This is a genomic window from Streptomyces sp. NPDC014889 (genome assembly GCF_043081205.1).
GTDB lineage: Bacteria > Actinomycetota > Actinomycetes > Streptomycetales > Streptomycetaceae > Streptomyces.
In genome coordinates this window covers 200,256-216,739 of record NZ_JBIBWH010000008.1, presented here as the reverse complement: position 1 = coordinate 216,739, position 16,484 = coordinate 200,256, and the positions used below count along the sequence as shown (strand labels likewise).

The 16,484-nt window shown below is 74.2% G+C and carries 16 protein-coding genes; 6 read left to right on the top strand and 10 right to left on the bottom strand.

Annotation, left to right across the window (positions count from 1 at the left end):
- Window positions 1–37 precede the first annotated feature (37 nt).
- Entirely contained in the window at window positions 38–1,036 is a 999-nt protein-coding gene (locus ACF09J_RS17935) for a DUF4349 domain-containing protein (RefSeq protein ID WP_392306383.1), read from the bottom strand.
- 172 nt (window positions 1,037–1,208) lie between these two features.
- On the opposite strand from ACF09J_RS17935, the gene hemG reads away from it, so the two are divergent.
- Window positions 1,209–2,663 (top strand): protoporphyrinogen oxidase, encoded by a 1,455-nt coding sequence (gene hemG, locus ACF09J_RS17930; RefSeq protein WP_392306382.1) that lies wholly within the window; start codon window positions 1,209–1,211, stop codon window positions 2,661–2,663.
- A 4-nt stretch (window positions 2,664–2,667) separates the two neighbouring features.
- A complete protein-coding gene (gene hemQ, locus ACF09J_RS17925) occupies window positions 2,668–3,399 on the top strand; it encodes a hydrogen peroxide-dependent heme synthase (RefSeq protein WP_392306381.1) in 732 nt (243 codons plus the stop codon).
- A gap of 51 nt (window positions 3,400–3,450) precedes the next feature.
- On the opposite strand, the gene ACF09J_RS17920 is transcribed toward hemQ, so the two are convergent.
- The 9 genes from ACF09J_RS17920 to zapE all read right to left on the bottom strand — a co-directional run bounded on the left by ACF09J_RS17920 (window position 3,451) and on the right by zapE (window position 13,133).
- The gene (locus ACF09J_RS17920; protein WP_392306380.1) at window positions 3,451–5,091 is read right to left on the bottom strand and encodes an alpha/beta hydrolase; all 1,641 of its coding nucleotides are present in this window, start codon (window positions 5,089–5,091) and stop codon (window positions 3,451–3,453) included.
- A gap of 194 nt (window positions 5,092–5,285) precedes the next feature.
- Window positions 5,286–6,110 (bottom strand): TIGR04222 domain-containing membrane protein, encoded by an 825-nt coding sequence (locus ACF09J_RS17915; RefSeq protein WP_392306379.1) that lies wholly within the window; start codon window positions 6,108–6,110, stop codon window positions 5,286–5,288.
- A 125-nt stretch (window positions 6,111–6,235) separates the two neighbouring features.
- The gene (locus ACF09J_RS17910; RefSeq protein ID WP_392306555.1) at window positions 6,236–7,612 is read right to left on the bottom strand and encodes a DUF692 domain-containing protein; all 1,377 of its coding nucleotides are present in this window, start codon (window positions 7,610–7,612) and stop codon (window positions 6,236–6,238) included.
- A gap of 106 nt (window positions 7,613–7,718) precedes the next feature.
- A complete protein-coding gene (locus tag ACF09J_RS17905; protein ID WP_392306554.1) occupies window positions 7,719–8,480 on the bottom strand; it encodes a peptidyl-tRNA hydrolase in 762 nt (253 codons plus the stop codon).
- A 71-nt stretch (window positions 8,481–8,551) separates the two neighbouring features.
- Complete coding sequence (locus tag ACF09J_RS17900) at window positions 8,552–9,421, bottom strand: polysaccharide deacetylase family protein (protein WP_392306378.1); 870 nt, start codon at window positions 9,419–9,421, stop codon at window positions 8,552–8,554.
- 91 nt (window positions 9,422–9,512) lie between these two features.
- Window positions 9,513–10,085: a YbhB/YbcL family Raf kinase inhibitor-like protein gene (locus ACF09J_RS17895; protein ID WP_392306377.1), complete on the bottom strand. Its 573-nt coding sequence runs from the start codon at window positions 10,083–10,085 to the stop codon at window positions 9,513–9,515.
- An 83-nt stretch (window positions 10,086–10,168) separates the two neighbouring features.
- Window positions 10,169–11,134, bottom strand: a complete 966-nt coding sequence (locus tag ACF09J_RS17890; RefSeq protein ID WP_392306376.1) for an SPFH domain-containing protein — start codon at window positions 11,132–11,134, stop codon at window positions 10,169–10,171.
- Between the two features lie 154 nt (window positions 11,135–11,288).
- The gene (locus tag ACF09J_RS17885) at window positions 11,289–11,867 is read right to left on the bottom strand and encodes a carbonic anhydrase (RefSeq protein ID WP_392306375.1); all 579 of its coding nucleotides are present in this window, start codon (window positions 11,865–11,867) and stop codon (window positions 11,289–11,291) included.
- A gap of 117 nt (window positions 11,868–11,984) precedes the next feature.
- Window positions 11,985–13,133 (bottom strand): cell division protein ZapE, encoded by a 1,149-nt coding sequence (gene zapE, locus ACF09J_RS17880; protein ID WP_392306374.1) that lies wholly within the window; start codon window positions 13,131–13,133, stop codon window positions 11,985–11,987.
- On the opposite strand from zapE, the gene ACF09J_RS17875 reads away from it, so the two are divergent.
- The 4 genes from ACF09J_RS17875 (at window position 13,132) to msrB (ending at window position 16,462) form a co-directional block, all read left to right on the top strand.
- Window positions 13,132–13,974, top strand: a complete 843-nt coding sequence (locus tag ACF09J_RS17875; RefSeq protein WP_392306373.1) for a pyrimidine reductase family protein — start codon at window positions 13,132–13,134, stop codon at window positions 13,972–13,974. The genes zapE and ACF09J_RS17875 overlap by 2 nt on opposite strands.
- Before the next feature lie 130 nt (window positions 13,975–14,104).
- Window positions 14,105–14,578 (top strand): indole-3-glycerol phosphate synthase, encoded by a 474-nt coding sequence (locus ACF09J_RS17870; protein WP_392306372.1) that lies wholly within the window; start codon window positions 14,105–14,107, stop codon window positions 14,576–14,578.
- Between the two features lie 73 nt (window positions 14,579–14,651).
- Entirely contained in the window at window positions 14,652–16,040 is a 1,389-nt protein-coding gene (gene murC, locus ACF09J_RS17865) for a UDP-N-acetylmuramate--L-alanine ligase (protein ID WP_392306371.1), read from the top strand.
- A gap of 14 nt (window positions 16,041–16,054) precedes the next feature.
- Window positions 16,055–16,462 carry a peptide-methionine (R)-S-oxide reductase MsrB gene (gene msrB, locus ACF09J_RS17860; RefSeq protein WP_392306370.1) on the top strand — a complete coding sequence of 136 codons (408 nt, stop codon included), beginning with the start codon at window positions 16,055–16,057 and terminating at the stop codon, window positions 16,460–16,462.
- Window positions 16,463–16,484 lie beyond the last annotated feature (22 nt).

Below are 16,484 nucleotides of genomic sequence, written 5' to 3'. Positions count from 1 at the left end.
GCTACGGGGACGGGCCGTCACCAGTCCCGGGGTCGTCTCAGTCCTCGGCGTCCGGTTCGCCGCCCGGCTCCCCGGCCGAAGGAGTAGCCGGCCGGGAGTCCGGCAGCGCGCCCGGCGCGGTCATGACGGGCGCGTCGGCGGCGGGGCGGCGCGGCAGCCGGGGCCGTACCACCCGCAGCCACAGCGCCGCGGCGACAGCCGCCGCCGCGGCGAACGGGAGCAGCGCACCGACGGCCAGGGCGATCCAGCGGAGCACGGTGACGAACACGTGCCAGCCGCCCGCCAGCGCGTCCACGAACCCGGGCTCGTCGTCCTCGGCGACCGCCGGCGCGGGCGGCGGTGTCCGGGACAGCGACAGGGTGATGGTGGCCAGGCTCGTACGGTCCTTCAGCGACGCCTGCTGGGCCAGCAGCGCCTCCAGGTCGGACTCGCGGCGGCTCAGCTCTCCCTCCAGGCTGACCACGTCGCTGAGCCTTGTCGCCTGGTCCATCAGCTCCCGCACCCGCGCCACGCTCACGCGCTGCGACTTGACGCGGCTGTCCACGTCGACGACCTGGTCGGTGACGTCCTGCGCCTTCGCCGTGCGCTCGATCAGCTTGCCGGTGCCCTCCAGGCCGCTGAGCACCTCGTCGTACCGTTCGACCGGCACGCGCAGGACCACGCGGGTGCGTTCGTGCCCGTCCCCGTCGCGGCTGGTGTTCTCGTCACCGACGTACCCACCGGCGTTCTCGACGGTGGCGCGGGCCGTGTCGAGGGCCTTCGGCACGTCCTTGACCTGCACGGTGAGCGAGGCGGTGCGGATGATGTGGGTCGCGGCGACCCTGGGCGGCGCGGTGGCCCTCGCGCCGGAAGCCGGACCGCCACCGCTGCCGCTGTCCGGCGCGCCCCGCTGGTCCTCGGCGGCGGCGGCGTCCGCCGCGGACTTGGCGGAGGAACCGCCGCCGTCGTCCGCGCTGCACCCGGTGAGTGAGAGGGCGGCGGCGAGCAGAAGCCCGGCAAGGGCGGAAGCGGGCCGGACGGAACGTCGTGTGCGCATGTGGCATACCCCCGAGGGTCGTTGTGACCACTGACGCTTCTTCGACTCCCGGCCGGCGCGAGACGTTGGGCGGAAAGGGTTCCGATGCGGTCACGTTCATGACTCGGGCGAGACTCGGGCCCGGGCGCCGGGGCGCGGCAGGTGTGCCGGAACGGTCTGAGAGAGTGGGCTCATGAGCGCAGCGCGTACGGGCACGGACCACGCAGTCGTCATCGGGGCCGGGATCGCGGGGCTGGCCGCCGCGCACCGGCTGTTGCAGCAGGGGGCGCGGGTGACCGTGCTGGAGGCGGCCGAGCGCGTCGGCGGCAAGCTGCTGCCGGGCGAGATCGCGGGCGTCCGCGTCGACCTGGGCGCCGAGTCGATGCTGGCCCGCCGGCCCGAGGCCGTGGCCCTCGCGCGTGAGACGGGACTGGCCGACCACCTCCAGCCGCCCGCCACGGCGAGCGCCGCCATCTGGACGCGTGGCGCCCTGCGCCCCATGCCGAAGGGGCACGTCATGGGCGTCCCCGGCACCGCCTCCGCGCTGTCCGGGGTGCTGTCCGAGGAAGGCCTGGCCCGTATCGAGCGCGACGCCGGGCTGCCCCGCACGGAGGTCGGCGACGACGTGGCGGTCGGCGAGTACGTGGCCGCCCGCCTGGGCCGCGAGGTCGTCGACCGTCTGGTGGAGCCCCTGCTCGGCGGGGTCTACGCCGGTGACGCCTACCGCATCTCGATGCGTTCGGCCGTCCCCCAGCTCTTCCGGGCCGCGCAGACCCACGACTCACTGCTGGAAGGGGTCCGCGAGATCCAGGCCGCGGCGGCCGCCGCGCAGCAGACCGGGCCGGTGTTCATGGGCGTCGAGGGCGGGGTGGGCCGGCTGCCGCTCGCGGTCGCCGAGTCGGTGCGGGCCCGCGGCGGCGAGATCCTGACCGGGGCCCCGGTGACGGAGTTGCGCAGGCAGGACCGCACGTCCTGGCGGGTGACCGCCGGCGACCGCGTGCTGGACGCCGACGCGGTGGTCGTCGCCGTGCCCGCGCCGGCCGCCGCCGGGCTGCTGCGCGCCGAGTCCCCGGAGGCCGCCGCCGAGCTGCGGGCCGTCGAGTACGCCTCCATGGCCCTGATCACCCTGGCCTACCGCCGCGCCGACGCCGCCCTGCCCGAGGGCAGCGGCTTCCTGGTGCCCCCCGTCGACGGGCGCACCATCAAGGCGTCCACCTTCGCCTCCCGTAAGTGGGGATGGATCGCCGAGGAGGACCCGGACGTGGTCGTGGTGCGCACCTCGGTGGGGCGGTACGGCGAGACGGAGATCCTGCAGCGCGAGGACGACGGCCTCGTCGAGGTCTCCCGGCACGACCTGCGCGAGGCGACCGGCCTGGACGCCGTGCCCCTGGAGACCCGCGTCACCCGCTGGACCGACGGACTGCCCCAGTACCCGGTCGGCCACCACGCGCGCGTGGCCCGCATCCGCGAGCACGTCGGCAAGCTGCCGGGCCTCGCGGTGTGCGGCGCGGTGTACGACGGGGTGGGCATCCCGGCGTGCGTGGCGAGCGCGTACGCGGCCGTCGATCAGCTGCGGGGCGACCTGCGGGCCGTGCGGGATCTCACCGCGGCCCCGGTGCAGAGTCTGCACGGCGGAGCGGGAGAATAGCCTCATGAGTGACGACGCCCCCACCACCGAGTCCGGCAGGATCCCGAACAAGGGCAAGCTGGCCAAGGACCTCAACGAGGTCATCCGCTACACGCTGTGGTCCGTCTTCAAGCTGAAGGACCTGCTCCCCGAGGACCGCGCGGGCTACGCGGACGAGGTCCAGGAGCTGTTCGACCAGCTCGCCGCCAAGGACGTGACCATCCGCGGCACGTACGACCTCTCGGGCCTGCGTGCCGACGCCGACCTCATGATCTGGTGGCACGCCGAGACGAGCGACCAGCTCCAGGAGGCGTACAACCTCTTCCGACGTACGAGGCTGGGCCGCGCGCTGGAGCCGGTGTGGTCGAACATGGCGCTGCACCGCCCCGCCGAGTTCAACCGCTCGCACATCCCGGCGTTCCTCGCCGACGAGACGCCGCGCAACTACGTCAGCGTCTACCCCTTCGTGCGCTCCTACGACTGGTACCTGCTGCCCGACGAGGACCGCCGCCGCATGCTCGCCGACCACGGCAAGATGGCCCGCGGCTTCCCGGACGTGCGCGCCAACACCGTCGCGTCCTTCTCCCTCGGCGACTACGAGTGGGTCCTCGCCTTCGAGGCCGACGAACTGCACCGCATCGTCGACCTCATGCGTCACCTGCGCGCCTCCGAGGCGCGCCGGCACGTCCGTGAGGAGATCCCCTTCTTCACCGGGCGTCGTAAGGACCTCGCCGAGCTGGTGGCGGGCCTGGCCTGACGCCTCCGTGCGTCCCGGGCCGACGGGCCCCCGGAACCGGCCCCGGCCTGGTCAGCGGGTGACGCCGGTGCGGCCGGTCGCGCTCTTCAGGGACTCGCGCAACCGGCGTGCGCGGGACTCCTGGAAGGTCGGGCCGTCCGGCCGCGGCTCCGCGCGCGGGGCGCACGCCGCCTGCCACAACGGCAGGCGGCCCTGGAGCAGGTAGGCGTCCAGGTACGCGTTGACGCAGGCGTTCGGTCCGCCCGCGATGCCGTGCGTGCCCGCGCCCCGCTCGGTCACCAGCACCGAACCGGCCAGCCGCGCGCGCAGTTGCAGGGCGCCCCTGTACGGGGCTGCCGCGTCCCGTTCGGCGGCGAGGATCAGCGTCGGCGGCAGCTCGCCGGGGGCGGTCCGCACGTCCAGGGGCCGCTGCCGGGGCGCCGGCCAGTAGGCGCACGGCAGGTTCGCCCACACATTGCTCCAGGTCTCGAACGGCGCGACCCGCGCGAGCCGTGTGTTGTCCCGGTCCCAGACCGCGAAGTCCGTCGGCCAGGGAGCGTCGTCGCACTCCACGGCCGTGTAGACCGCGCTGCCGTTCTCCGCCCGGGCGGCCCCCTCCCGGTGCGGCGCCGCCAGCGCGACCAGCGGTTTCGGGTCGCCCTTCAGATACGCCGACAGGGCCTTGGCACTGCCGGGCCAGTAGTCGTCGTAGTACCCGGCGGTCAGGAACAGACCCTGCAACTGCCCCGGCCCCACCCTGCCGCCCGCCGGTTCGGCGGCGAGCCGCTCCCGTGCCCTGTCGTAGCTCTTCTGCACCTGCCCGGCCGTGCGGCCCAGCCCGTACACGTCGTCATGACGGGCCGCCCACTTCCGGAAGTCCGCCCAGCGGGTCTCGAACGCGGCCGACTGGTCCAGGTTGGCGCGGTACCAGATCCGGTCGGGCGCCGGGTCCACCGCCGCGTCGAAGACCATCCGGCGTACGTGCGAGGGGAACAGCGTGGCGTACAGCGCGCCGAAGTAGGTGCCGTACGAGGCGCCCACGAACGTCAGCCGGTCCTCGCCCAGCGCCGCCCGCAGCACGTCCAGGTCACGGGCGTTGTTGAGGGAGTTGTAGTGGCGCAGGTCCTCGCCCGCGCGCCGGGCGCAGCCGCCCGCGTACGCCTTGGCCTCGGCGACGCGCTGCTCCTTGTACGCCCGTGAGGGATGCGCGGGCGCGGGCGTGGGCGCCCTGAAGAACTCCTTCGGGTCCTGGCAGGACAGCGGGGCGGACCGGCCCACCCCGCGCGGGGCGTAGCCGACGAGGTCGTACGCGGAGGCGACACGCCTCCACTCCGGCAGCAGGCCCATGAGGGGGAAGGAGGTGCCATCGGCGCCCGGCCCGCCCGGGTTGAACACCAGGGAGCCCTGACGGGGCACTCTGCGCTTGCTGTTGCGCGGGTCCTTGTGGGTGGCCCGCACCCGGCTGACGGCGAGCCGGATCCGCCTGCCGTCGGGGTGCGCGTAGTCGAGGGGCACCTGAACCGTGCCGCACTCCATGGTCCGGGGCAGTTCCCGCGCCTTCGGGCACGCGCCGAACTCGATCCCGGCGGCCCGGGCACGCGCCGCGGCCACGACGGTGCCGCGCGGCTGTGCCGCGGCGGACGTGGCCGGGGCGCCGGTAAGAGCGGTGAGGACCAGGGACCCGGCGGCCGTCCAGACGGCGGCAGCGGTCATCGCGTATCCCTTCGGTGCACGGCAGCGACAGAAGGGATGTTTCGTCCACCCCGACGGCGAGGGCAAGCACCGCCCACCGGTGTCGCCCCCGATGCCCCCGACGCGCCCCGACCGGGCGCCGGTGCCGGGCGCACGCTCCGGCACGCGCCGCCGTCCGCACGCCCGCGGTCCCGGCTCCGAAGCCGCCGTGGGGCCTAGCGGTCCTGGGAAGCCCGGCCCTGCGAGGGACGGTTGTGCGGAGGCCGGTCGCGTGCGGGGCGGTCGTGGTGGGCGAAGGCCGCGCGCAGGTCCGGTTCGCCGATCGCGTGGATGCCGCGTACGGCCACGGACGCCAGGTACGTACGATCGTCCCCGGCGCCGTTCATCCGGCGGGTCAGGCCGCCGAGCAGGCGCTGGCCGGCCGGGGAGGCCCAGCGCGAGTACGGGTGGACCTCGAAACGGGCGAGGGCCAGGCAGCTCAACGCGAGGGCGAGCGGCAGCGCGAACCAGAGGGCGATCAGCTCGCGGGGCATCCCGGTCGGGCCGGGCAGCAGCAGCGCGGTCGTGCCCAGGGCGACGACGCCCAGCGCGGCCACCCGCACCCGGCGGACCCCGGCCGCGATCGTGGACGCGTCCCCGTCCGGCACGGCGAGACCGGCCCTGACGAGCCGGTCGGCGAGGCCGCGCACCGCGTCCGCGGTGGCCGCCGCCGCGCGTACCGGCGCGATCCGGGACTGCCCCTCCGGGCCGATCGCCCCTATGACGGAGCGCTCCATCTCGTCACGGCCGCGCGGATCGACGACCGTCGCCCAGCCGGTGTGCGCGAGCAGCAGCCGGCGCTGGCGCGCCATGGAGACCAGGGTCAGCTCGGCGACCCGCGCCGGTCCGCCCGAGAGGAACGCGGCCTCGTAGAGCGTCAGATCGCGGCCCCGGCCCGCGTCCACGTCGACGACCGCGGCGCGTACCGCGGCCAGGCACAGCCGCAGGCACGCCGTGCCCGTGAAGGCCCAGGCCAGAAGCAGGAGAAGGACCCAGAACATGACGCGTTTCTATGCCAGAGGCCTGGGAAACGCCATGCCCTGTTCGCCATCCGGACAGAGTGTTGCCGGTATGTGACGTTCCGCTTGTTTCCCGAGGTCAGGGCACCGGGACGCCGGGGCCGGACTCAGCGGCGCAGCAGCACCCGCCGGGCCGCGCGGGCCGCCCGTGCCGCCGGGCGGCGCGACCGCGGCGCCGGCCCCGAGCGGTCCAGCCACCACTCCCGCAACTCCCGCCGGGCGCCCGCGTGGTGAGGCCGGCCGGCGAGCAGCAGGGACTCCGCGAACTCCAGGGCGTCCTGCCGGTAGCCCCCGGTCATCGGGTGCCTCTGCGCATACGCGAGGAACGCGGCCCGGTACTCCTCGCCGAGCAGCACCGGCAGTTCGGGCGCCACCTTGGCCACGACGTCCGCCCGCTTCGCGGCGAGCGACCGCGCCTGCACGCCGATGCGCACCCGGTCGAACCCCTCCGGGGCGGGCGTCCCGGCGACGAGCGCCGAGAGCAACGAGGTCTGCGCGAGCGCGAGCCGCTGCCGCGCGGACTCGGAGCCGGCCGCCTGCCGTTCCGGTCCGGGCGCGCCACGGCCGCCGTCGGGTGCGGGTGCGGTGCCGCGCGCGGGCGCGGCGTCCGGGGCAGCGGCGGGTGCCGGGTCGGAGTCGGCCGACCCTACGGCCGTCGTGCGTCCCGATTCCACCGCCGTTCCGATGGTCGCCAACTCCCTTTCCAGTTCGGCTGGTTCGGGGAAGTTCTCGTCGCGTTCCAGGAGGACCCCCGGTGGCGCGACCCGCGAGGCGAGGTCGGTCAGGATGTCGAGGACCGGGCGCGGCACCGGGTGGGCGTGGCTGTCGTGCCAGACGCCGTCACGCTCGAAGCCGCCCGCCACATGGACGTACGCGAGGGCTTCGAGGGGGAGTTCGGCCAGCGCCCGGGCCGGATCCTCGCCCCGGTTGACGTGGTTGGTGTGCAGATTGGCCACGTCGATCAGCAGCCGCACCCCCGTGCGGTCGGCCAGCTCGTACAGGAACTGCCCCTCCGTCAGCTCATCGTCCGGCCAGTTCAGCAGCGCGGCGATGTTCTCCACGGCGAGCGGCACGGGCAGTGCCTCCTGCGCGATACGGACGTTCTCGCACAGCACGTCCAGGGCGTCGCGGGTGCGCGGCACGGGCAGCAGATGCCCGGCCTCCAGCCGCGGCGAGGCGGTCAGCGCGCCGCCCGCGCGGACGAACGCGATGTGCTCGGTCACCAGCGGCGAGCCGAGCGCCAGCGCCCGCTCGGCGAGGGCGGTCAGCCGGCCCTGGTCCGGCCGTTCGGCCCCGCCGAGGCCGAGCGAGACCCCGTGCGGCACCACGGTCACCCCGCGGCGGCGCAGCCGCAGCAGCGACTCGGGCAGATGCCCGGCGCACACGTTCTCCGCGACGACCTCCACCCAGTCGATGCCCGGCATGGCCTCCACGGCGTCCGCGATCTCCGGCCGCCACCCGATCCCCGTCCCGAGCCGCTCCATCGTGCCCTCGCCCCCTCTTGCCTCCATACCGGTGCACGTGAGGGGGGTATGGCCCCGGGCGCCGGGCCCCGAACCCCGCCGCCGCACCTTCAGAGCAACATTTGAGCTAAGCCCCGCCGTGGGCGTGGACCCGGCGGAGCGCGGGGTGGTCGGCGACGACCGTGCAGGAGCCGGGGGCGATCTCCGTGAAGCCCGCGTCGCGGACCACCGGCAGCCCGCCCGAGGTGAGTTCCGCCCAGTGGGCGGGTTCGGCGGTGCGGACGGTGAGCGGGAAGCCCGCGTCACGCCAGGCCGTACGCTGCTCGTCGGCCAGTTCCCACCAGGCGAGCTGGGCGCCGTGGCCCGCCTGGGCCATCGCCTTGCCCGCGGACATGTCCAGCCCGGGGCTCGTCCACAGCACCGGGACGCCGGGGTCCGGCGCAGCGGGCGGCTCCGGGTCGTCGAGCTCGGTGCCGGAGACCTGGAGCTTCGCCAGGTCCTTGGGCCAGCCGTCCAGCGGTACGGGCGGGAAGACCCGCACCTGCGCGGTCTCTCCGGTGACGGTGATGCCGGGCAGGGCCTCGGCCCGCCGCCACTCGGAGCCGCGCGCCCGCCGCACCACCTTGCGGATCCGGGCGTCCTGCCAGTCGCGTACGGCCCCCGCCCACTCCCCGTCACCGGCCGAGCGCTCGTCGGCGAGCAGCACCAGGACCGCTCGGGCCGCGGTCTCCAGGGCGTCCGTACGGGCCGGGGGAGCGGCCCGCTCGATCCGCACCACCAGCGGCAGCACGAACTGCGGCGCCTGGTCGCGTGCGCCGGGCTCGGCGCGGAACGGGCTGTCCTGCGGGGCGGTGGCCGTGGTGCTCTCGTCGGTGCTCACGGCGTCCAGTCTGCCAGCCGGGTCGTCGGCCCCCGGCCGTCACCGGCGCCGGGCGTCACCGCCCCACCCCGGCCGACCCGTCAGGCCCGGTCGGTCGAGGCGGCGATCAGGTCGGAGACCTTCACCAGGCGGTAGCCCTGCTTGCGCAGCTCCGGTACGACGGCACGCACCACGCGCTCGGTGGTGGGGGCGGCGCTGCGGGTGCAGTGCATGACCACGACCGAGCCCGGCTTGACCCCGTTCAGGACCTGCCGGACCACGGCGTCCGCGTCCGTCGCGAACGCGTCTCCGCTCACCACGTCCCACTGCACCGCCGTGACGCCGAGACTGCTGAGCGCCCGCAGGGACTGCTGGTCGTAGCAGCCGCCCGGGAAGCGGAAGTACGGCATCGGGTGCGGCACGCCCGCCTTGCGGAACACCTCGTACGCGCCCTCCACGTCCGACCGCATCCGGTCGGCGGGCACCCGGGGCAGGCCGTAACAGTTCGCGGTGAACGCGTAGTGGCTGTAGGAGTGGTTGGCGAGCTCGAACAGGGGGTCGCTGCCGATGGAGCGGGCCTGGTCGGGGTACTGCTCGGCCCAGCGGCCGGTCATGAACACCGTGGCCGGCGCCTTCAGGGCGCGCAGGGTGGCGATGAGTTCCGGGTTGTCGAAGTGCTCGCCCGCCGCCGCGCGCGGTCCCTCGTCGGCGGTCATGTCCGCGTCGAAGGTGAGCGCGACCGTCTTCCCCTTGGTGCGGGGGCCGTTGCTGAAGACAGGGGTCAGACCGCCGGGTCCCGGGGTGAGGGCCGGCGGCCGGGAGGGCGAGGGACTGGCCGGTGCGGAGGGTGGGGCCGACGCGGACTTCGAGGGGGCCGTCAGCCCGGCGCGGGGGGCTCCGTTGCCGCCGCAGGCGGCCAGGGCGGCGCCGAGGGCGCAGACGGCGGTGATGCGTCGTACAAGTGGGATCACCCGATGAACATATGACCATCTTCGATCACGGGAACGGCGGCACGGCCGTACGGTCACCCACCCGGTGGCCGGGGCAGACGCGGGACCCGGCTCAGCGGCCGTAGCGGGCGGTGAGGGTGCCGGAGGCCAGGGTGTGACCGCTCAGCGCGCGCCGCACGTCGGCGGCCGTGGCATTCGGCTTCAGGTCGAGACGGCGGTCGGCGGCGTACACCGTGATGACATAGCGGTGCGGCCGGCCCGGCGGCGGGCAGGGACCGCTGTAGCCCGTCTTCGAGAAGTCGTTGCGTCCCTGGGCGGCTCCCGGCGGGGTCGCGCCCGTCGGCAGGCTCCTGGTGCGCGGGTCCATGTTCCAGACCAGCCAGTGCGTGAACGTGCCGCCCGGGGCGTCCCGGTCCTCGACCAGCAGGATCAGCCCCGCCGTGCGCGCGGGAACCCCGGAGAACGAGAGCGGCGGCGACACGTCGGCACCGCCGCACGTGTAGCGGCCCGGAACGGTGCCGCCGTCGGCGAACGCCGGGCTCGACACGGCGATCCGGCCCGTGGCACCGGGGGAGACGGTGCCGTCGGCGCTGGGCGTGCCGGCGGCGCCCCGGCCCCCGCTCCCGCACCCCGCGAGGCCCCCCAGCACCACGATCAGGACAACCCCCACGAGCCGGCTGCGCATGCCTCGCACGCTAACGACTCCCTCACCGCGCCGCGACCGCGCAGACCCGTCCAGGGGACGGGCCCAGGGGACGGGCACGGGAGCTACATCCTGGAGCCGGCGGCCGTGCTGCCGTCCGCCTCCGGGGTGACCGCGTCGGCGCTGCTCCGGACGGGGGTGATCGGCGCCGCCTCGGGGGCGGGGCCGTCCGTGGACGTCTCCGTGCCCTCGGGCAACTGCTCGGGCGGACGGGGTGCGGGTGCCGTGCTCCGGTCACGGCTCCTGGAGGGACCCGGCTCCGGTTCCGGCTCCCGCTGGGCCTTCTCCAGGAAGCGCAGCAGCTCGACCGGGAAGGGCAGGACCAAGGTGGAGTTCTTCTCGGCGGCGACCGCCGTCACCGTCTGGAGCAGCCGCAGTTGCAGCGCGGCGGGCGTGTCCGCCATCTGCTGGGCCGCCTCGGCCAGCTTCCTGGACGCCTGGAGCTCCGCGTCCGCGTTGATGATGCGGGCCCGCCGGTCACGGTCGGCCTCCGCCTGCCGGGCCATGGACCGCTTCATCGTGTCCGGCAGGGAGACGTCCTTGATCTCCACGCGGTCGATCTGCACGCCCCACCCGACGGCCGGGCTGTCGATCATCAGCTCGAGGCCCTGGTTGAGCTTCTCGCGGTTGGACAGCAGATCGTCCAGGTCGCTCTTGCCGATGATCGAGCGCAGCGACGTCTGCGCCATCTGCGAGACCGCGAACTTGTAGTCCTCCACGCGGATGAGCGCATTGGCGGCGTCGACCACCCTGAAGTAGACGACCGCGTCCACGCGTACCGTCACGTTGTCCCGGGTGATGCCCTCCTGGGCCGGGATCGGCAGCGTGACGATCTGCATGTTGACCTTGTAGAGCCGGTCCACGAACGGGATGATCACCGCCAGGCCCGGCGGGCGCGCCTCACCGGTCTGCCGCCCGAGGCGGAACACCACCCCGCGTTCGTACTGCTTGACGACCCGCATCGCCGCGGTGAGGTACACGAACCCCACGCAGCCCGCGGTGATCACGGCGGTCACCAGTTCCTGCACCATGACGAGGACTCCTCGACCGGTCGCCGGTATGCGTGCTGTGCGCTCCCTTCAACGATATGCCCGGTCCGACGCCAGGGTCGAGCCGTGGGACGGGCACCGCCCACAGGGCAGCGGGACGGCCCCGGCCCAGAGGACCGAGAGAGGGCCCCGCGACTCACAGGGCCGTGAACGCGTCCGTCCGCGGGCAGTGCGCCAGCACCGCGCCGGTGTGCACCTCGTAGTACCAGGCGTGCAGCGTGAGCCGGCCGTCCGCGAGCCGCTTCTCGACGCACGGGTACGAGCGCAGCCGCAGCAACTGGGTCAGGGCGTGGCTCTGGACGCCCTCGGCGACCGCCGGGTCCTGGGCGGCGCCCGCCGGCCGGGGCGTCGCCTGCGCCAGCCAGTCCCGTACGGCGGGTACGGCGTCGAGATCGTCCCCGCGGACGAGGGCGCCGACCGCGCCGCAGTGGGAGTGGCCGCATACGACGATGTCGCCGACGCCGAGCACCTCCACCGCGTACTCGATGGTGGCCGCCTCGGCGGTGGGCCCGGCCGAGGCGTACGGCGGCACGATGTTGCCCGCGGTGCGCAGCTCGAACAGCTCGCCCGGCCGGGCGCCGGTGATCAGGGCCGGGACGACCCGGGAGTCGGAGCAGGTGATGAACAGGACCTCGGGGGACTGGCCCTCGGCGAGCCGGGCGAAGTCCTCCGGGCGCCGTCCGAACGTACGGGCATTGTGGATCAGGGGCTGCATGGGGCGACTCCGTGTCTTTTGGCGCGGACCAGCCAACGGTCAGGGCCGGCGAACGATCATGAGCCGGCAGGAGACACGGTAAACCCCGGGAAGCCGTCCGCCGGGGCGTCGTCCCGGTCAGTGCGTCTCGACGAGCCCCTTGGCGTCCCGGGCGAGGGCGGTCAGGCGGGATATCGCGCGGAAGTACTTCTTGCGGTAGCCGCCGTTCAGCATCTCCTCGCTGAACAGCCGGTCGAAGGGCATCCCGGAGGCCAGTACGGGCACCTCGCGGTCGTAGAGCCGGTCCGCGAGCACCACGAGCCGCAGTGCCGTCGACTGGTCCGGCACCGGCCGCACGTCGGTGAGACACACGGCCGCCACCCCGTCGGTCAGGGCGCCGTAACGGCTGGGGTGCACCCTGGCCAGATGGTCCAGGAGGTGCGGGAAGTCGTCGAGCGAGGCGTTCTCGGTGGCGTACGCCGCCTTCGTCACCTGCGCCTCGGAGTACGGCGCCGGCGCCTCGGGCAGGCCGCGGTGGCGGTAGTCCTCGCCGTCGATGCGCAGCGCGCGGAAGTGCGCGGACAGACCCTGGATCTCGCGCAGGAAGTCCGTGGCGGCGAAACGGCCCTCGCCGAGCTTGCCCGGCAGCGTGTTGGAGGTGGCGGCGAGCGCGACGCCCGCGTCGACCAGCCTGCCGAGCAGGGTGGACACGAGCACGGTGTCGCCCGGGTCGTCCAGCTCGAACTCGTCGATGCACAGCAGGCGGTGGCCGGAGAGGGTCTCGACGGTCTTCTGGAAGCCGAGGGCGCCCACCAGGTTGGTCAGCTCCACGAAGGTGCCGAACGCCTTGCGGGCGGGCTCGGCCGGGGTGGCGTGCCACAGGGACGCCAGCAGATGGGTCTTGCCGACGCCGTAACCGCCGTCGAGGTAGACACCGCGGGGCCCCGCGCCGGCGGCCCTCCCCTTGCCCCTGCTCCTGCCGAAGCCGAACAGGCCGCGCCTGCCGGAGCCGGCCGCGGGCGCCCCGAGGCCGGCGGCGAAGTCGTCCAGGACCTCGACGGCCTCGGTCTGGCTGGGCTGCTTCGGGTCCGGGAGGTACGTCGCGAAGCGCACCGCGTCGAAGCGGGGCGGCGGCACCATCTCGGCGACCAGCCGGTCCGCGGGGACGTGCGGCTCGCGGGCGCACAGGGACAGCGGGGCCGTGGTGGTCAGGGAGCTGAGCCCGGAGGCGGCTGTGGAGGACGACACGGTTCCCCATGGTAAGCGGCGTGGAACACTGCACCTCATGCGACGCCTGTTCCCTGTGACCGACGAAACAGCAGCCCGTCCCCCGGAAGGGACGCACGGGGCCGGGACGCACGTGGCCGGTGGTACGGGCGTGCCCGGCCCCCTCGTGGACCGGGAGTGGACCTTCGCCGAACTGGCCGCCGCCTACGCCTACCCCGAGCGCGGGCCCGCGGCCGGGGAACCGTGGCTGCGCGCCAACATGGTCGCCACCCTCGACGGCGCCGCCCAGCACGAGGGGCGTTCCCAGCCCATCTCCAGCGCCGCCGACATGAGGATCTTCGGCACCCTGCGGGCGCTGGCCGACGTGGTGGTGGTCGGCGCGGAGACGGTACGCCAGGAGGGGTACCGCCCGGCCCGGGCCCGGGCGGAGTTCGCGGCGCTGCGGGAGGCGGCCGGGCAGGGGCCCGCTCCGGCGATCGCCGTCGTCACGGCGAGCCTGGAGCTGGACTTCTCGCTGCCGCTGTTCGGCTCGCCGCTGGTGCCCACGCTGATCCTCACGGGCGCGGCGGCGGCCCCGGACCGGATCGCGGCCGCGGAGAAGGCGGGCGCGCGGGTGGTGATCGCCGGTGACGGCGTCGGTGTCGACCCCGCCCGCGCCGTCCGGGCGCTCGCCGGACTCGGTCACACCCGTCTGCTCACCGAGGGCGGGCCGCGCCTGCTCGGTCAGATGGTGGCGTCCGGCGTCCTCGACGAAATGTGCCTCACCGTCTCCCCGATGCTCACCGCGGGCGACGCCCAGCGCATCGCCGGCGGGCCCTCCGTCACGGTCCCGCAGCGCTTCACCCTGGCGTCCCTCATCGAGGACGACGGCTTCCTGTTCGGCAGGTACCGCCGCCCCTGACCGGAGCACCGCCGCCGCAATTCCCGCGATACCCGTGCGATCACGGGGCAGGATGGTTTCCGCAGGGGCCGCTGCGGCCCGTGGCGGGAGACGGAGGGTCCGGGGACCCTCGGAGGAGAAAGGGCGCCTGGTGTTCACAAGCGTTTTGATGATCGAGAAGGCCCTGACGTCCGCCGACGTGGAGTTCGTCACCACCTTGCACGGCGAGGAGCCGGTGTTCTTCCACGTGCTGCTCCAGCCGCGCGGCGATCAGGCCGACCGGTTGCTGCGGGCCATCGACGACATCGCGCTCGGCGAACTGGACGAGGCGACGCGCGAGGGCGAGACCCCCGAGGGCGCGGCCGCGAAGGGCGCCGGGGAGCAGGCCCTGGACGTGTCCCTCCTCGCATTGCGCGCGGCGGGCAGCAGGGCCGAGGGCCGGCTCGTCGAGGACCATCCGCTGGACGCCCTGAAGTCGCTGGTCGCCGAGGTCGGCGCCGACGAGGTGATCGTCCTGACCGACCCGCACTACGTGGAGGAGTTCTTCCACCGCGACTGGGCCTCCCGGGCCCGCCACAAGGTGGGCGTACCGGTCCTGAAGCTCTTCTCCCACAGCAAGGCATAGGCTGGGGCGGCGTCCCCGCGCGGGGGCGCCCGCACCGTCGTACCGCAGCCGCACCACCTGGGGAGAAAAGCGCATGGCACCCGGCCTTCCTACCGCCATGGACCGACCGCACTTCATCGGCATCGGCGGCGCCGGGATGTCGGGCATCGCGAAGATCCTCGCCCAGCGCGGGGCCAAGGTGGCGGGCAGCGACGCCAAGGAGTCGGAGACCGCCGAGGCGCTGCGCGCGCTGGGGGCCACCGTGCACATCGGGCACGCGGCCGCGCACCTCGCCGACGACGCGAGCTGCGTCGTCGTCTCCTCGGCGATCCGCGAGGACAATCCGGAGCTGGCCCGCGCGGCCGAGCTGGGCATCCCGGTCGTGCACCGCTCCGACGCGCTGGCCGCCCTGATGGAGGGCCTGCGCCCGATCGCGGTCGCCGGCACCCACGGCAAGACGACCACCACCTCGATGCTGGCCGTGTCCCTCGGCGAGCTGGGCCTGCGGCCGTCGTACGCCATCGGCGGCGACCTGGACGCCCCCGGCTCCAACGCGCTGCACGGCGAGGGAGAGATCTTCGTCGCCGAGGCGGACGAGTCGGACCGCAGCTTCCACAAGTACGCGCCCGAGGTCGCCATCGTCCTCAACGTCGAGCTGGACCACCACGCCAACTACGCCTCGATGGACGAGATCTACGAGTCCTTCGAGACCTTCGTGGACCGGATCGTCCCCGGCGGCACCCTGGTGATCGCCGCCGACCACCCCGGCGCGCGGGAGCTGACCCGGCGCGTGGCCGGTGCGGTGCGGACGGTGACGTACGGCGAGTCCGAGGACGCCGACGTGCGGATCCTGTCGGTCGTGCCGCACGGCCTGAAGAGCGAGGTGACGGTCCTGCTCGACGGCACCGAGCTCACCTTCGCCGTCTCCGTGCCCGGCCGCCACTACGCGCACAACGCCGTCGCCGCGCTGGCCGCGGGCGCCGCACTGGGCGTGCCCGCCGCCGGACTCGCCTCCGCGCTGGCCGCGTACACCGGTGTCAAGCGGCGCCTTCAGCTCAAGGGCGAGGCCGCCGGCGTCCAGGTCGTCGACTCCTACGCGCACCACCCGACCGAGATGACCGCCGACCTGGAGGCGATGCGCGCGGCCGCGGGCGACGGCCGGATCCTGGTCGTCTTCCAGCCGCACCTGTTCTCCCGCACCCAGGAACTGGGCAAGGAGATGGGCCAGGCGCTGGCCCTCGCGGACGCCTCAGTCGTCCTGGACATCTACCCGGCCCGCGAGGACCCGGTCCCCGGCGTCACCAGCGAGCTGGTCATCGCCGCCGCGCGGGCGGCGGACGCCGACGTGACGGCCGTCCACGACAAGGCCGAGGTGCCCGACGCGGTGGCGGGAATGGCCAAGGCCGGTGATCTCGTTCTCACCATGGGCGCGGGCGACGTCACCGACCTCGGACCGCGCATCCTGGACCGTCTGTCGAAGTGAGGGGCGCGAGAACCATGCCGTACGACGTCGAGAAGCCGGACGAGCAGTGGCGGGCCGAGCTGAGCCCGGCCGAGTACACCGTGCTGCGCAAGGCCGGCACGGAGCCCGCCTTCACCGGTGAGTACACCGACACCAAGACCAAGGGCGTCTACTCCTGCCGGGCCTGCGGCGCGGAACTGTTCACCTCCGGCACCAAGTTCGAGTCCCACTGCGGCTGGCCGTCCTTCTACGACCCGAAGGACACCGACGCCGTGGAACTGCTGGAGGACCGCTCCCACGGGATGGTCCGCACCGAGGTGCGGTGCGCCCGCTGCGGTTCGCATCTCGGCCACGTCTTCGAGGGCGAGGGCTACGCGACCCCGACCGACCAGCGGTACTGCATCAACTCGATCTCCCTGCGCCTGGCCCCCGACGAGGACTGACCGGCGCCGGGCCGGCGGGCGT

Bases quoted from the DNA above. Each gene is read 5' to 3' on its own strand.
- ACF09J_RS17935 (WP_392306383.1), bottom strand. From the start codon at position 1,036: ATGCGCACACGACGTTCCGTCCGGCCCGCTTCCGCCCTTGCCGGGCTT.
- hemG (WP_392306382.1), top strand. From the start codon at position 1,209: ATGAGCGCAGCGCGTACGGGCACGGACCACGCAGTCGTCATCGGGGCC.
- hemQ (WP_392306381.1), top strand. From the start codon at position 2,668: ATGAGTGACGACGCCCCCACCACCGAGTCCGGCAGGATCCCGAACAAG.
- ACF09J_RS17920 (WP_392306380.1), bottom strand. From the start codon at position 5,091: ATGACCGCTGCCGCCGTCTGGACGGCCGCCGGGTCCCTGGTCCTCACC.
- ACF09J_RS17915 (WP_392306379.1), bottom strand. From the start codon at position 6,110: ATGTTCTGGGTCCTTCTCCTGCTTCTGGCCTGGGCCTTCACGGGCACG.
- ACF09J_RS17910 (WP_392306555.1), bottom strand. From the start codon at position 7,612: ATGGAGCGGCTCGGGACGGGGATCGGGTGGCGGCCGGAGATCGCGGAC.
- ACF09J_RS17895 (WP_392306377.1), bottom strand. From the start codon at position 10,085: ATGCGCAGCCGGCTCGTGGGGGTTGTCCTGATCGTGGTGCTGGGGGGC.
- ACF09J_RS17890 (WP_392306376.1), bottom strand. From the start codon at position 11,134: ATGGTGCAGGAACTGGTGACCGCCGTGATCACCGCGGGCTGCGTGGGG.
- ACF09J_RS17885 (WP_392306375.1), bottom strand. From the start codon at position 11,867: ATGCAGCCCCTGATCCACAATGCCCGTACGTTCGGACGGCGCCCGGAG.
- ACF09J_RS17875 (WP_392306373.1), top strand. From the start codon at position 13,132: ATGCGACGCCTGTTCCCTGTGACCGACGAAACAGCAGCCCGTCCCCCG.
- zapE (WP_392306374.1), bottom strand. From the start codon at position 13,133: ATGAGGTGCAGTGTTCCACGCCGCTTACCATGGGGAACCGTGTCGTCC.
- murC (WP_392306371.1), top strand. From the start codon at position 14,652: ATGGCACCCGGCCTTCCTACCGCCATGGACCGACCGCACTTCATCGGC.
- msrB (WP_392306370.1), top strand. From the start codon at position 16,055: ATGCCGTACGACGTCGAGAAGCCGGACGAGCAGTGGCGGGCCGAGCTG.